Genomic DNA, 630 nt, shown 5'->3' on the forward strand with positions numbered 1-630 from the left:
CCATTGACGCGGAGTCGACCGCGCGCTCCGTCCTGCGGAGCACCTCAAGCACCCAGGGCGCCATGGGCGGCGGATTCGGCGGTGGCCTGGGTGGCGACTCCGGAGTGTCCTGGGGGAACTTGCTGCTCTGGTCGATCTTCATGGGCAACCACTCAGGTGGAGGCTCCTCCTGGGGCGGCAACGACCACGACTCGCACCGGGGCGGCTTCGGTGGCGGCGGGTTCGGGGGCTTCGGTGGAGGCGGCGGGAGCAGCTTCGGCGGATTCGGCGGGGGCGGAGGCGGCGGATTCGGCGGAGGAGGCGGTTCCTCCTTCTGACTCCTCCGCTCCCCGCACGGGGGCGGATCCACTTCCTGCGCCTGCGCTCCCCGACGTTGCGCTCCAATGCGTACGAGGGCGACCACCACGCACCACACACCGGTCAGCACCTCAACGGGCCAGTGCATTTGCTCGTGGACAAGGGTGAAGTCGCACTCCGCAGGCCAGTGGTGCATCACTGCGTCGCCCTCGTCGACCAGACGCGCCGCCGACTCCCGCTCGGCCCACTGCGGCCCCGGCCGGCCACAGGAACGTGGGGCCACACATGTGAGTCGGGAGCGGGACACCCGACTTGGGTGTGGGATACACAAGT

1 pseudogene is annotated in these 630 nt (G+C 70.0%); it reads left to right on the plus strand.

What is annotated here, in order from left to right:
- Positions 1-317: pseudogene (locus tag FK530_RS24765) on the plus strand (hypothetical protein); the annotation flags it as partial.
- Between the last annotated feature and the right edge of the window lie 313 nt (positions 318-630).

Origin of the sequence: Tsukamurella conjunctivitidis, from assembly GCF_007858475.1 — a bacterium.
GTDB lineage: Bacteria > Actinomycetota > Actinomycetes > Mycobacteriales > Mycobacteriaceae > Tsukamurella > Tsukamurella conjunctivitidis.